Consider the following 14,382-nt stretch of genomic DNA (forward strand, 5'->3'; position numbering starts at 1 on the left):
AGCGTCACCCGGGTCTTTCAGATGCGACGTGTCGGCGGGGTTGGGGTTTTCAGATGGGACGTCTCGGCGGGTCTACGGGACCATCCAGCTGAGGACTCCCGTTGACTGGAGCCAGACGATCACGCACATCAGGGCGAGGAGACCCAGGCTCCAGCCGATCACCTTGCGGAAGATGTCGCCCTCGCGGCCGGCCATCCCCACCGCCGCGGCCGCGATCGCGAGGTTCTGCGGGCTGACCATCTTGCCGAGCACGCCGCCGGAGGTGTTCGCGGCGGCCATCAGCACCGGGTCGAGTCCGGCCTCGGTCGCGGTCTGCACCTGCAGGGCACCGAAGAGCGCGTTGGCGGAGGTGTCCGAGCCGGTCACCGCGACGCCGATCCAGCCGAGGATCGGGGAGAGCAGCGCGAAGGCGCTTCCGGTCCCGGCGAGCCAGGCGCCCAGCGAGCCGGTCTGCCCGGACAGGTTCATCACGTAGGCCAGCGCGAGCACGGCCATCACCGTGATGATCGCCGACTTCAGCTCCACGTAGGTGCGCCCGTAGGTGCGCAGCCCCTCCGCGGGCGAGATCTTCAGGATCACCATCGTGATCAGCCCGGCGAGGATCATCAGCGTGCCCGCCGCGGGCAGCCAGTTGAACGCGAACGTGGTGGTCGCGACCGGCTCCCCCGCGGTGTTGAGCACCTCGAGGCCCGGCCACGCGAACGAGAACGTGAACGGCTTCTCGGCGAAGAACTCCTTGACCGCCGGGATGTTGATGATCGAGAAGATCGCGATGATCACGACGTACGGCGCGTAGGCCTTCGCGACCTCCGAGCCCGGGTCGGCGACCGGGCGCGTCGAGGTCGCCACCCCGGTCCCGTCCCCGGTCGAGCCGCCGGTCGAGCCGCCCGTCGGGGCGCCCGTGGAGCCGGACGACCCGCCGGCCGGGCCCAGGTCGCCGGCCGAGTCCTCACCGGTGCGCCCGTCCCGCTCCGCGTCGTCGGCGGCCATGTCGGCCGCGGTGAGCACGTGACCCGGCGTCCAGAACCGCAGCAGCCCGACCACGGCGGCAGCGGAGACCAGGGCGGCCAGGATGTCGGCGAGCGGGACCGAGATGTAGTTCGCGGCGACGAACTGGGCCAGCCCGAACGCAACTCCGGCCACGATCGCCGGCAGCCACATGCTGCGTACGCCGCGCCGGCCGTCGACCACGAACACCAGGACCAGCGGCACGACCACGGCGAGGATCGGGGTCTGCCGCCCGACCATCCCACCGAGCGTGTCGACGGTGAGGCGGGCGTCGTCACTGACCCCGGAGGTGACCGAGGCCAGCGTGACGATCGGGGTCGCGAGCGCGCCGAAGGCGACTGGCGCGGTGTTGGCGATCAGGGCCACGGCGGCGGCCTTGATCGGCTGGAACCCGAGGGCCATCAGCATCACCACGGTGATCGCCACGGGGGTGCCGAAACCGGCCAGCGCCTCGAGCAGGGCACCGAAGCAGAAGGCGATGATGATCGCCTGGATGCGCTGGTCGGGGCTCACCTTCTCGAAGGACCGGCGCAGCACGTCGAAGTGCCCCGAGGTGACGGTCAGGTTGTAGACCCAGATCGCGTTGATCACGATCCACAGGATCGGGAAGAACCCGAACGCCGCGCCCTCGCTCGCTGCGAGCAGCGACTGGCCGACCGGCATCCCGAAGAGCACGATCGCGACCAGCAGGGCCACCACGAGCGAGATCAGCCCGGCGATCCAGGCCTTGAGCCGAAGTCCGCCGAGCAGGACGAACAGGGTGACCAACGGGATGGCACCGCACAGCGCGCTGAGGGCGAGTGAGTCACCCACCGGTTGAAGGTCCTGCTGGAACATCGTGACTCCCTCATCGTGAACGGTCGGACGAAACGGTGGCTCGGGCTCAGGTGGGCAGCAACGACTCCGCGGCAGCACCCCGGATCGAGGCGTCGAGCACCTCGACGGTGTGCGCCATCCCCATGGGGGTGGTCCCCTGCTGGGCAGCGGACTTCTCGATCGCCGAGGTGACCTGCATCAGGCACCCGGGGTTGGCGGTCACCAGCAGCTGGGCCCCGGTCGCCACGATGTTCGCGGCCTTGCGGTCACCGAGCTCCTGGGCCGGTTCGGGGTTCATGATGTTGTAGACGCCTGCGGAGCCGCAGCACAGGTCCGCCTCCGCGATCTCGCGCAGCTCCAGCCCGGGGATCGCCTCGAGCAGCCGCCGCGGTTGCGCCCGGATGCCCTGGGCGTGGGCGAGGTGGCAGGCGTCGTGGTAGGCCACCGACATGGCGAGCGGGTGCCGCGGCGCCACCGTGCCGAGCTCGTCGAGGATCTCCGCGACGTCGCGGACCCGGTCGGAGAAGGCCCTGGCGCGGTCGGCGTACTCGGGGTCGTCCTGGAGCAGCCTGGTGTACTCCTTCATCGTGGAGCCGCAGCCGGCCGCGTTGACCACGACGTAGTCGACGCCGGAGTCCTCGAAGGAGTCGATCAGCGCCCGGGCGAACCTCTGCCCCTCGGGCTCGCGGCCGTTGTGCACCGACAGCGCACCGCAGCAGGCCTGCGAGGGCGGTACGACGATGTCGCAGCCCTCCGCCTGCAGCACCCGGGCCGTGGCCGCGTTGACGCCCGGGAAGAACGCGCCCTGGACGCACCCGGTGAGCAGGCCCACGACCGCGCGGCGCTCCCCCGTCGCGTGGATGTACGGCGGCAGCGGCAGCGGCTGGCCCAGGCGCGGGGCGAGCCGCTCCATCGCCGCGAGCTGCGGCGCGAACCGCTCCAGCAGGCCGGTACGCCGCATCGCCCGGTCGAGCCCGGTGCGCTGCACCAGCCGGAGCGGGCCGCGCAGCAGCTTGAGCCGCCTCGGGTGCGGGAACAGCGAGAAGATCAGTGCGCGCAGCGCCCGGTCCTTGGCCGACCGGTCGTGGTTGCGCTCGACCTGCGCGCGGGTCTGCTCGATCAAGGTGTCGTACTGGACGCCCGAGGGGCACGCCGTGACGCACGACATGCAGCCCAGGCAGGCGTCCCAGTGCTGCACCATGTCGTCGGTCATCGGCTCGCCCTCGAGCCCTTCCTTCATCAGGTAGATCCGGCCCCGCGGCGAGTCCATCTCCTCGCCCCACAGGACGTAGGTGGGGCAGGTCGGCAGGCAGAAGCCGCAGTGCACGCAGTCGCCGATCAGGGCGGCGTCGGGCGGATGGTGCTCGTCGAATGCGCCGCCGACGACCGGGGTCCCGAGGTCGATGATGCTGCCCATCTCGCCCAGCCCACCGGGCTCCTGCTTCTGGTCGGTGTGTTGCTCGGTCAACTCAGATCCCTCCCACGAACCGGCCCGGGGCGAGCCGGTGCTCCGGGTCGAACTGGTCCTTGACCCGGCGCATCAGCTCCAGCGCCGGCACCGGTCCCCACACGTCCACGGCCGCCTTCACCGCGGCGGGCGCGTCCACCACGACGGCACTGCCCCCGACGCGGGTGCACACCTCCCGCACCCGGTCGACCGCGCCCCGGACGTCGTCGAGGGGGGTCCCCGGCGCGATCGAGGCGTAGGCCACGCCTGCACCCGCGGACCCGCGCAGCGTCATCCCGGTGGCAGCCACCACCGTGAGCACCTCGGCGAGGCCGGAGAGGGCGAAGGTGAGCTTGAGCGCCGTGGCCCGGTCGTCCCCGGTGGCGCTCACGTCCCAGGGGTACGCCGCACCACCCGACGGGTCCTCCGGGGACTCGGTGGCTCCCGCGCCCAGCAGCGCGGTCACGGTCGACGCCCGGCCACGGACGCCTTCCTCGCGCCCCTCGAGCAGCACGTGCACCGCGCCTGCTCCCTGCGCCGTCCACTCGACCTCGATCGCCGCCGGGACGGCCTGCGAGCCGAGCACCGACTGCACCGCCAGCTGGGCGGCGCCCGGGTCGGCGACGGGGACGCTGACCCACTGCCGGGTGTCCGGAACCGGGTGCAGCCGGAACACCGCCTCGGTGATCACCGCGAGGGTGCCCAGAGAGCCGATCATCAGCTTGCCGATGTCGTAGCCCGCGACGTTCTTGACCACCCGGCCACCGGCCTTGGCGACGACCCCGTCGGCACGCACCACGGTGATGCCGATCAGCAGGTCGCGCGCGGTGCCGGTGGCGACCCGCCTGGGACCGCTGGTGTTCGCGGCCAGGGTGCCGCCGATGGTCGAGCCGGGCACCGTCTCGTCCAGGGCGAGGCACTGGCCGCCGGTCCCGACGACGTCCTGCACGTGGTCGAGCCGGGCACCGGCCTGCGTGACCGCGATCAGGTCGCCGGCCGCGTGGTCGAGGACCTGGTCGAGCGCACCGAGGTCGAGCAGGACCTCGGCGCCGGCCGGCGGGAGGCCCCAGGACAGCTTGGTCCCCCGTCCTCGCGGCACCACGGTGAGCCTGTGGCCCGCCGCGGCCCGGAGGACCTCGGCGACCTGGGCGGTGTCGGCCGGCCGGGCGACCAGCCCGGGCCGCACCCCGTCGACCGCGTCGCCCTCCCCCGGCTCGTGCACGTCGGCGCAGGCCGAGGCGATCGCCTCGTGCGCGTCGCGGCTCACGGTCTCGGTGTGCATCAGAAGACCTCCGCCACGCCGGCTTCCTGGAGGGGGTGGGCCCCCTTGTGCCGTCCGGGGACCTCGCCGCACAGCCGGGGCGTCGGGAACACCTTGCCGGGGTTGGAGATCGAGTCCGGGTCGAAGGCGCAGCGCACCAGCTGCATCGTGTCGAGGTCCTCGTCGTTGTACATCCGCGGCATGTACTTCGCCTTGTCCATCCCGACGCCGTGCTCGCCGGTGATCGAGCCACCGTGCTCGATGCACAGGTCGAGGATCGCGCCGCTCACCTTCTCGGCCGCCTCGCCGGCACCCTCGACGGTGTCGTCGAAGAGCACCAGCGGGTGCAGGTTGCCGTCGCCGGCATGGAAGACGTTCGCGACCCGGACCCCGGACTCCCCGGAGAGGTCGGCGATCGCCTTGAGCACCTCGGGCAGCGCCGTGCGCGGGATGACCCCGTCCTGGACGATGTAGTCGGGGCTGATCCGCCCCACCGCGGCGAAGGCCGACTTGCGGCCCTTCCAGATCAGCGCCCGTTGCGCGGGGTCGGTGGCGAGCCGCTGCTCGAAGGCGCCGTTCTCCTGGCACAGCCGCTCGACGTCGGCGTACTCCTGCTCGACCTCGACCTTGGCGCCGTCGAGCTCGATCACGAGCACAGCACCTGCCCCGGCCGGGTAGTTGCACTGCACCGCGGCCTCTGCGGCCTCGATCGCCAGTGCGTCCATCATCTCCACGGCGGCGGGGACGATGCCGGCCGCAATCATCGCCGAGGTGGCGGCGCCCGCCTGGTCGGTGGTCTCGAACCCGACCAGGATCGTGCGCACCTCCTCGGGCAGCCGCACCAGCCGCACGATGGTCGAGGTGACGATGCCCAGGGTGCCCTCCGAGCCGACGACGGCTCCGAGCAGGTCGTAGCCGGGGGCGTCGGGCGCGAGCCCACCCAGCGTCACGGTCTCCCCCTGGGGGGTGACGAAGTCGGCGCCGACGACGTGGTTGGTGGTGAAGCCGTACTTGAGGCAGTGGGCACCACCGGAGTTCTCCGCGACGTTCCCGCCGATGGAGCAGATCTGCTGGCTCGAGGGGTCCGGCGCGTAGTAGTAGCCGTGCGGTGTGGCGGCCCTGGTCACGTCGAGGTTGATCACCCCGGGCTCGACGACGGCCCGCTGGTCCTCGGGGCGTACGGCGGTGATCGCCCGCATCTGCGAGGTGACGACCAGGACGCCCTCCGCGTGCGGCAGGGCACCACCGGAGAGACCGGTGCCGGAGCCGCGGGCGACGTAGGGCACCCGGTGCTCGGCGCACGCCTTCACCACCTCGGCGAGCTGCCCGGCGTCCTGCGGGATGACCACCAGTGCCGGGGTCACCCGGTAGTGCGCGAGTCCGTCGCACTCGTAGGTGCGCAGCCGCGAGCGCTCGGAGATCACCGCTTGGTCCGGGAGCAGCCGGCGCGCCACCGCGGTGACGGCCGCGATCCCGGCGCTGCTGCCGGCGTCGGCTTTCGCGGGGCGGTCCCCTGCTGGTGCGGTCGTGTCCGTCGACGCCATGGCCGTCTCCTCAGTCGACCTGGGCGGTGAGCCCGGCGCTCTCGATGCCGGCCACGGCCGCGGCCTCGTCGTTGTCGGAGGTGTCGCCGGTGACGCCCACGGCACCCAGCAGGTCTCCGGCCTCGTTGCGGACCAGGACCCCACCGGGCACCGGCACCAGGGCCCCGCCCACGGCGGAGGTGACGGCGGCGATGAAGTAGGGCTGCTGCTCGGCGCGGCCCATCAGCGAGCGCGAGCCCATCCCCAGCGACAGGGCGCCGTGCGCCTTCCCGAAGCCGATCTCGAAGCGCTTGATCGACGCGCCGTCCTCGCGCTCCACGGCGACCACGTGGCCGCCCGCGTCGAGGACCACCACGGTCAGCGGCTTGAAGCCGGCGGAGTCCCCGTGGGCGCGGGCCCCGGCGATGATCGTGCGTGCGGCCTCCAGGTCCAACCCGCTCACTGGGCCGCTCCTTCGTGCTTCTTCTCGGCTCGGTATCGGTGCAGGATCGGCTCGGTGTAGCCGCTGGGCTGCTCCAGGCCCTCGAACACCAGGGCTCGCGCTGCGCGGAACGCGTAGCCGTCGAAGCCCGGCGCCATCGGGGTGTACGTCGGGTCCTCGGCGTTCTGCTCGTCGACGACCGCCGCCATCCGCTGCAGGGTCTCGTCGACCTGCTCGGCGGTGACCACGCCGTGGTGCAGCCAGTTCGCCACGTGCTGCGCGGAGATCCGGCAGGTGGCCCGGTCCTCCATCAACTTCTCCCCGGTGATGTCGGGGACCTTCGAGCAGCCCACGCCCGCATCCACCCAGCGCACGACGTAGCCGAGCAGGCTCTGCAGGTTGTTCTGGATCTCGTCCTGGCGGTCCTCGTCGGTCCAGTCGCCCGGGTCGCCGAGCGGGATCTGGAGCAGCTGGTCACGATCCCGGCGGCGCCCGCCCTCGAGCAGCTCCTGCTGCCGGGCGTGCACGTCGACCTGGTGGTAGTGCAGCGCGTGCACCGTCGCCGCAGTGGGCGAGGGCACCCAGGCACAGGTCGCCCCGGCCTTCGGGTGGCCGATCTTGGCCTCCAGCATGTCGGCGAGGCTGTCCGGCGCGGCCCACATGCCCTTGCCGATCTGGGCACGTCCGAGCAGACCGCACTCCAGCCCGATGTCGACGTTGAGGTCCTCGTAGGCCTGGATCCAGGTCTCGCCCTTCATGTCGTTCTTGCGGACCATCGGGCCGGCCTGCATCGAGGTGTGGATCTCGTCGCCGGTGCGGTCCAGGAAGCCGGTGTTGATGAATGCCACGCGTTCGCGGGCCTCGTTGATGCAGGCCTTGAGGTTGACCGAGGTACGGCGCTCCTCGTCCATGATCCCGACCTTGATCGTCAGCGGGGGCAGGCCGAGGAGCTCCTCGACACGGCCGAAGAGCTCGACCGCGAACGCGACCTCGTCGGGCCCGTGCATCTTCGGCTTCACGACGTACATCGAGCCGGTGCGCGAGTTGGCCAGCTCCGAGGTCCCACGCAGGTCGGACAGGCTGCCCAACGCGGTCATGATCGCGTCCAGGATGCCCTCGGGGACCTCGTTGCCGTCGCGGTCGAGCACCGCGTCGGTGGTCATCAGGTGGCCGACCTGCCGGATGAAGAGCAGCGAGCGGCCGCGCAGGGTGACCTCCTCGCCCGACGTCGTGGAGTAGGTCCGGTCGGGATTCATCGACCGGGTGAAGGTCTTGCCGTTCTTGGTGACCTCCTCGGCCAGGGTGCCCTCGTTGAGCTGCTTCCAGTTGCGGTAGCCGAGCACCTTGTCCTCGGCGTCCACCGCGGCGACCGAGTCCTCGAGGTCCATGATCGTGGAGACGGCGGACTCCAGCAGCAGGTCCTTGACGCCGGCGGAGTCGGTCGACCCGATGGCGTCCTCGGGGTCGACCTGGATCTCGACGTGGAGGTCGTGGTGGACGAGCAGCACCGCCTCCGGCGCGGTCCGGGAGCCGCGGAAGCCGACCAGCTGCGCGGGGTCGGCGAGCCGCACGACGTCACCCTTGAGGGTCACGGCGAGGCCGTCGTCGTCGACGGCGTACGACGTGGAGTGGGCGTGAGATCCCGAGGCCAGCGGGAAGTGCTCGTCGAGGAAGGCGCGACCCCGGGCGATCACCTCGTCGCCGCGGACCTTGTTGTAGTCCTTGCCCGGCGCGAGGTCCCCTTCCTGCGGGACCACGTCGGTGCCGTAGAGCGCGTCGTAGAGCGATCCCCACCGCGCGTTCACGGCATTGGTCGCGAAGCGCGCGTTGAGCAGCGGCACCACCAGCTGCGGGCCGGCGATCCGGGCGACCTCGTCGTCGACGTCGGCCGTGGTCGCCGAGACCTCGGCGGGCTCCTCGAGCAGGTAGCCGATCTCGCGCAGGTACGCGGTGTAGGCCTCCGTGCCTTGGGACTGGGCGTCGGGCGCACCCGGGTGCTCGCGGTGCCAGTCGTCGAGCAGCGACTGCAGCTCCTCGCGACGAGCCAGCAGCTCGCGGTTGCGAGGCGCCAGGTCGTCGATGATCGCGGCGACCCCGTCCCAGAACACGTTGGTCTCCAGGCCGGAGCCGGGCAGGGCCTCGTCCTCGACGAATTGGTGCAGGGGTGCGGCGACGCCGAGCCCACCGATCTGAACGCGCTGGACCATGAGACTCCCGATGCAGTCGATTTCGTATGGTGGAACCCGGTGTGGCGCCCCTCACAACCTCATCGACAGGACTGGCTCGTGTCAAGGGGCCTAGGATCCGGGTGGTTCCGAGATGCGGAATCCGAGCGGAGACGACATGCGCGACGAACCTGAGCGGGCCGGTGCCCGGCCCCCCGCGGGCGCCCCGGCGGCTGCCCGGCCCACCCGCGCCGGCGGGGTGCAGTCGCTCGAGCGCGCCTTCCGCGTGCTCGAGCTGGTCGCGGCGCACAGCGGCCCCGTCTCGCTGTCCAGGCTCGCGGCCGACTCCGGGCTCCCGCCGCCGACCCTGCACCGGCTGGCGCGCACGCTGGTCGACCTCGGCTACCTGCGCCAGGAGCCGTCGCGGCAGTACGCCCTGGGCCCCCGGCTGTTCCTGCTCGCCGAGGGCTCCTCCACGGCACTGTCGGCGCTCGTGCTGCCGCACCTTCGCCACCTGGTGGAGGAGATCGGTGAGACGGCCAACCTCGCCATGCTCGACGGGGACAAGGTCGCCTACCTCGCCCAGGTCCCCGGCCGGCACTCGATGCGGATGTTCACCGAGGTCGGCCGCCGCGTGGACCTGCACTGCACCGCCGTGGGGAAGGCCCTGCTCGCCGAGTCCGGCGAGCACGAGGTGGGAGCTCTCGTGGAGCGCGTCGGCCTCGCCCGGTTCACCCCGCACACAATCACCGAGCCCGCCGCGCTCCTGGCCGAGCTCGCCCGGGTGCGCGCACGCGGGTACGCCCTCGACGAGGGCGAGCAGGAGGTGGGCGTGCGCTGCGTCGCTGTCGTGGTGCCGGGAGGCACCCTGCGCCTGGCGCTGTCGGTGTCGGGTCCGGCGCCGCGGATGAGCGACGCCCTGATCCGCGAGGCCGTGCCCGTCCTGCACTCGACCGCACGGCGCCTCGCCGGTGATCTCGCCTGAGCCGGCGTCCCGTGGCGAGCCTCTCGCCGGTTAAGCGCATTATGTGCACCAACTCGGCGCTTCGTGAAACCATACCCGCATCAGCGGTCTCGGGAAGGCGCGGGCAGTGACCAGCAGGGCCCATCGAAGAACCTCAGGCGGACCCATCCACGACGGAAGCCGGCGTGCGTTCGCCGACAGCGTCGAGCGGCATCGCTCGCTGTTCGAGTACAACCCGCACGCCGCGTTCTCGGTCGACCTCCAGGGCTACTTCGTCGACGCCAACCCCGTGGCGCTGCGGCTGAGCGGCTACTCCCTCCCCGAGCTGCGGAAGCTCAGGTTCGACGCGCTGATCTGCCCCGAGCACGTGCAGCGCACCGTCGATGCGTTCCAGGACGCGGTCGACCGCATCCCGCAGCAGCTGCAGGCGAGCATGCTGCACCGCGAGGGGCACCGGATCGAGATGAGCCTCACGGCGATGCCGGTCGTGGTGAGCAACGAGGTCGTGGGGGTGCACGGCGTCGCGGAGGACATCACGGAGAGCAACGAGCTGCGCCGCGAGCTCGAGCGCACGCGCCGGCTGGCCGAGGAGGCGAGCGCCACCAAGTCCCTGTTCCTGGCGAACATGAGCCACGAGGTCCGGACCCCGCTGACCAGCCTGCTCGGCTCGGTGGAGGTCCTGATGGAGACCGAGCTGGACGAGGACCAGAGCGTCCTGGTGCAGCTGATCGACCGCTCCGGGGAGCGGCTGCTCCAGCTGGTCGGCGACCTCCTGGACTTCTCCCGGATGGAGGCGGGCACCTTCGCCCTGAACGAGACGGCCGTCGACGTCCGCGCGCTCGTGGAGGAGACCGCGACGTACGCCGCCAAGCTCGCCCACCGCCGCGGCCTCGACCTGGGCTGGCACGTCGCCGACGACGTCCCGCACCAGGTACAGGCGGACGCCCTCCGGCTGTCCCAGGTGATCTCGAACCTGCTGGAGAACGCGGTGAAGTTCACCGAGGTGGGGCGGGTGTCCCTCACCGTCGACGTCGTCCGCGATCCAGGCCCGGACCCACGGCTGCGGATACGGGTGGAGGACACCGGCATCGGGATCGGCGAGGACCAGCTGCCGACCCTGTTCCACCCCTTCACCCAGGCTGACCCGTCGACCACGCGCAAGTACGGCGGGGCCGGGCTCGGCCTGGCGATCTCCCAGGAGATCACCTCCCTGATGGGGGGCTCCCTCACCGTGGACAGCAAGGTCGGCGTGGGCAGCACGTTCAGCGCCACGGTGCCGCTGAGGCTCCTGCTGGACTGAGTCGGCCCTCAGCCGATGCGCTGGCCGGCGTCGGTCAGGTTCTCGCCCGAGAACGTGTCCTCGGTCGTCCCCGCCCGCTGGGTCAGCGCCTCGGTGAGGAGCACGACCAGGGCCTCGAGCTGCACGTCGGCGGAGGACGAGACCTCCTCGTCGGACCCGTCGAGAGCGCGCGCGGCGAGGCCGGCCTTGCTGTCGATGAGCTCGGCGATCTTGGTGTCGATGGTCTGCGCGGCGATGATCCGCCACGCGGTGACCGGCTGCTCCTGGCCGATGCGGTGGATCCGGTCGATGGCCTGGGTCTGCTCGGCGTCGGTCCAGGAGAGCTCGGCGAGGACGACGTTGGAGGCGACCTGCAGGTTGAGGCCGACGCCCGCCGCGGACAGCGAGCAGACCACGATCGCCACCTCGGGGTCCTCCTGGAAGGCGGCGATGTTCTTCTCGCGGGTCTTGGTGGTCTGGTCGCCACGGATCGAGGCGAACCGGATGCCCCGCTTGGCGAAGGTCTCCTCCGCCACGTCCATCACGTCCACGTGCTTGGCGAAGAACACGACCTTGCCGACGCTGTGCGCGAGCTGGGCGGCGTAGTCAGCCGCGAGGCCCGCCTTCGCCTGGCCGATGCGGCGCATCATGCTGAAGACGTTCTCGCCCGACTTCGTCGTGGTGGTGTCGTCACGCTCCCACCCGGCGACCCGGCGTACCAGCTCGTGGTCGATACCCTCGACCACGACACCGGAGGCGCGGGTCGCGAGAGCGCTGTCGTAGCGCGCCACCAGCCGGCGGGCGAGCTCACGCTCGGCCTCGCGGATGGACCGGCCCACGGCGTCGTCGAGCTCGACCGGGAGGTCGGCGACCCGGCGGGCCGGGATGTCGGCGGCGACGTCGACCTTGCGGCGACGGACGATGCCGAGGTCGATCACGCTCGTGCGTGCCGCCGGGTAGAACCCCGGATCGGCCGGGGTCAGCCCGGTCTCCTCCAGCGACTCCATCAGCGGCCCCAGCGGGGCCTTGTCGTCGATCCAGCCGAGGAACTGCCAGATCGCCCGGAAGTCCTCGATGTCGTTGATCAGCGGGGTTCCGGTCAGGGCCATCAGCAGCGGTTGGGCGATCCGTGCCCGGATGCGCTGGGAGAGCTGCAGCGCGTGCTGCGAGCGCTGCGAGCTCTTGTTCTTGATGAAGTGGGCCTCGTCAACGACCATGCCGCGGAACCCGAAGTCACCGAGCCAGCCGACGTGCCGGTCGAGCACCTCGTAGTTGACGACCACGATGTCCGCGAACCCGTCGATGGTGTGGCCGTCGCCGTGGATCACGGTGGCGCGGTGCCGCGGCGTCCACAGCTCGGCCTCGCGGGCCCAGTTGGTCTTGACCACGTTGGGCACCACCACGAGCAGCGGGTAGGCGTTCGCGGCCTGGGCGGCGAGCAGCGCCTGCGCCGTCTTGCCCAGGCCGGGCTCGTCGGCGAGCAGGAAGGTCCGGTGCCCCGCAGCCGCGGCCGCGACGACCTCGGCCTGGTGCCGCATCAGCTCCTGGCCCTGCGGCGTGCGCAGCGACGTGGGCTCGGGCAGCTTCATGCAGGACGAGGCGCCGCCGTACTCGAAGGCGCGGAACAGCGGACCGAGCAGCTCCCAGGTCGCGAGCTGGCGCGGGTGGGACTTGTTCTTGGCCGCGGCCGAGAAGTCGGGCGCGAGGAACGGGTTGGCGAGCTGGCGCGAGACCACCGACTGCGGCACCACGCGACGGGTGGTGGTGGCGGCGGGCTCGTCCTGCTGCTTGGGTGCGGCCTCCTCGGGGGGCGCCTCCACCCCGGCGCGCTTGAGGAGCTCGCGCTTGAGCGAGCGGGCGGCGTCGGAGACCTCGGAGTCCTCGGCGAGCAGCTGCAGCAGCGAGGTGTCGCGGGCAGCCGTCTTCGCCAGGATCGTCGCCACGCCGTCGAGGCGCTTGAGCTGGGCGTTGCGCTGGGCCTCGGTGAGGCTCTCGTCGGCCTTGAGCCGGGCACGCTCCTCGCGCACGAGCAGCGCCACCACCTGGAACTTGGTGCGGGCCGAGGACTGCACGGGACCACGCTGCGCGGCGGTCTCCACCTCGCGGACGGCCCGGGCCAGCACCGGGATGATGCCCTCTCCGTCGAGGTCACGGGCCCGGCGCTGGGCACGTGGAGCCGAACGGCGAGCGCCCGGTTGGCGCGTGCCTCGTCGAGCCACTTACTCCTCCTCGGGAGATACTCGGAACGCCGCTGGTCGCGGCGGGTGGGACAGTTCCCCTGGCTCCGAGACCAGGGGCCGGACCAGGAACGGAACGAGCCGGAGCGGCTGCGCCCCCTACGGGTGGTCCGACTGGGTGCGACTGGTGACGACGGGCCCCGCGGATCTGCGACAGATCAGGCAGCCGGCCGACGGCCCGCCAACATCGTGGAGCCCATGTCCATCAAGTGATGGCTGGTACGACACCAAGCCTACCGCTCCCGGTCACGTCCCGCAGCAGGAACACCCCGGGACGGGCCGCCGAGAACCTCCGGTCCAACGGGGCCGGCGGCACTGCCGGGGGCCCCGTCGAGGGCCCCGTCGGGGGATGGGAGGCGCTTGGCCATCGCCCTCTGGACCAGGCGGATCGCGGCACGCGGCGCCACCTTGATCGCCAGGCTCATCAGCCGGGCATCGGTGCCGACGTAGATGTGCAGCTTGTTCTTCTCGATGCCGGTCACCATGATCCTGGCGGCCTTGTCCGGGGTCGTCATCGGGACGTTCCCCGAGTCGGCGGAGTTCCCCGAGCCAGCTCCGGAGTGCTGCGAGATCGCTGTCGCGACCGCTCCGGGCATGATCAACGAGACCCGGACGTGCGAGTCGAGCAGCTCGGAGTACAGGCCCTCGGTGAGCAGCCGGACCGCCGCCTTGCCCGCGCCGTAGACCGTCTGCCCCGGGAACGGGAAGAACCCGCCCATGCTCGAGACGTTCGCGATGTGCGCCTCGGGCCGCTGCTGGAGGTGCGGCAGGAACGCCTTGACCATGTGCAGCGTGCCCATCAGGTTGACGTCGAGCACGCGCTGGATGGTCGGGTAGTCGAGCTCGTCCACCGTGACGAACGGCTGGATGATGCCGGCGTTGTTGACCAGCCCGTCCACCTGACCGTGCGCGGCGAGCACGGCCTCGGGCAGCGCCTCCACGGCAGCACGGTCGGTGATGTCCACGACGTGGGTGGACAGCCGCTCGCCGACCGCCGCCACGGTCACGGTCTCCTGGAGCCCGCTGCGGTCCATGTCGACGGCCGCCACCCGGGCACCACCCCACAGCAACTGCAGCACCAGCTCGCGCCCGATCCCGTTCCCAGCCCCCGTGACGACCCAGACCTTGGTGTCAATCTGCACGAGTGCCTCCGTCGTCGCCGCGATTTTCCCCGGGTGCGCGTCGGTGCGTGGGGACGTGCACCTCGGTGTGCACGGCTCTCGTCCAGTGAACCCCGCCA

10 protein-coding genes are annotated in these 14,382 nt (G+C 71.5%); 2 read left to right on the top strand and 8 right to left on the bottom strand.

Features of this window, described 5'->3' with window-relative positions; genetic code table 11:
• Positions 1-72: 72 nt before the first annotated feature.
• The 6 genes from AC4BGC_RS13655 to AC4BGC_RS13680 form a co-directional block, all read right to left on the bottom strand.
• Positions 73-1,821, bottom strand: coding sequence for an L-lactate permease (locus AC4BGC_RS13655; RefSeq protein ID WP_490556262.1), 1,749 nt, complete (start codon positions 1,819-1,821; stop codon positions 73-75).
• A gap of 70 nt (positions 1,822-1,891) precedes the next feature.
• A complete protein-coding gene (gene glcF, locus AC4BGC_RS13660; protein ID WP_490547863.1) occupies positions 1,892-3,292 on the bottom strand; it encodes a glycolate oxidase subunit GlcF in 1,401 nt (466 codons plus the stop codon).
• Between the two features lies 1 nt (position 3,293).
• On the bottom strand, positions 3,294-4,553 hold the full coding sequence (locus tag AC4BGC_RS13665) for an FAD-binding oxidoreductase (protein WP_490556263.1): 1,260 nt from the start codon (positions 4,551-4,553) through the stop codon (positions 3,294-3,296).
• A complete protein-coding gene (locus AC4BGC_RS13670; RefSeq protein WP_490556264.1) occupies positions 4,553-6,076 on the bottom strand; it encodes an FAD-linked oxidase C-terminal domain-containing protein in 1,524 nt (507 codons plus the stop codon). The genes AC4BGC_RS13665 and AC4BGC_RS13670 overlap by 1 nt, the downstream gene beginning before the upstream one ends.
• A 10-nt stretch (positions 6,077-6,086) precedes the next feature.
• Positions 6,087-6,518 carry a GlcG/HbpS family heme-binding protein gene (locus AC4BGC_RS13675; RefSeq protein WP_490547860.1) on the bottom strand — a complete coding sequence of 144 codons (432 nt, stop codon included), beginning with the start codon at positions 6,516-6,518 and terminating at the stop codon, positions 6,087-6,089.
• On the bottom strand, positions 6,515-8,704 hold the full coding sequence (locus AC4BGC_RS13680) for a malate synthase G (protein ID WP_490556265.1): 2,190 nt from the start codon (positions 8,702-8,704) through the stop codon (positions 6,515-6,517). Before AC4BGC_RS13680 ends, AC4BGC_RS13675 begins: the two co-directional genes overlap by 4 nt.
• A gap of 136 nt (positions 8,705-8,840) precedes the next feature.
• Between AC4BGC_RS13680 and AC4BGC_RS13685 the strand changes: the two genes are divergently transcribed.
• Both AC4BGC_RS13685 and AC4BGC_RS13690 read left to right on the top strand, forming a co-directional pair.
• Positions 8,841-9,647, top strand: a complete 807-nt coding sequence (locus AC4BGC_RS13685; RefSeq protein WP_490556266.1) for an IclR family transcriptional regulator — start codon at positions 8,841-8,843, stop codon at positions 9,645-9,647.
• Positions 9,648-9,753: 106 nt separating this feature from the next.
• Positions 9,754-10,926: a PAS domain-containing sensor histidine kinase gene (locus AC4BGC_RS13690; RefSeq protein ID WP_490556267.1), complete on the top strand. Its 1,173-nt coding sequence runs from the start codon at positions 9,754-9,756 to the stop codon at positions 10,924-10,926.
• Positions 10,927-10,934: 8 nt separating this feature from the next.
• On the opposite strand, the gene AC4BGC_RS13695 is transcribed toward AC4BGC_RS13690, so the two are convergent.
• Positions 10,935-13,124: a DEAD/DEAH box helicase gene (locus AC4BGC_RS13695; protein WP_490547855.1), complete on the bottom strand. Its 2,190-nt coding sequence runs from the start codon at positions 13,122-13,124 to the stop codon at positions 10,935-10,937.
• Between the two features lie 251 nt (positions 13,125-13,375).
• Positions 13,376-14,284 (bottom strand): SDR family NAD(P)-dependent oxidoreductase, encoded by a 909-nt coding sequence (locus tag AC4BGC_RS13700; RefSeq protein ID WP_490556268.1) that lies wholly within the window; start codon positions 14,282-14,284, stop codon positions 13,376-13,378.
• Positions 14,285-14,382: the final 98 nt, after the last annotated feature.

The organism is Nocardioides sp. Z38_18, from assembly GCF_058215695.1.

What these genes read in the sequence shown, in the direction of transcription:
- AC4BGC_RS13665 (WP_490556263.1), bottom strand. Translation starts at nt 4,553, where the DNA reads ATGCACACCGAGACCGTGAGCCGCGACGCGCACGAGGCGATCGCCTCG.
- AC4BGC_RS13670 (WP_490556264.1), bottom strand. Translation starts at nt 6,076, where the DNA reads ATGGCGTCGACGGACACGACCGCACCAGCAGGGGACCGCCCCGCGAAA.
- AC4BGC_RS13680 (WP_490556265.1), bottom strand. Translation starts at nt 8,704, where the DNA reads ATGGTCCAGCGCGTTCAGATCGGTGGGCTCGGCGTCGCCGCACCCCTG.
- AC4BGC_RS13685 (WP_490556266.1), top strand. Translation starts at nt 8,841, where the DNA reads ATGCGCGACGAACCTGAGCGGGCCGGTGCCCGGCCCCCCGCGGGCGCC.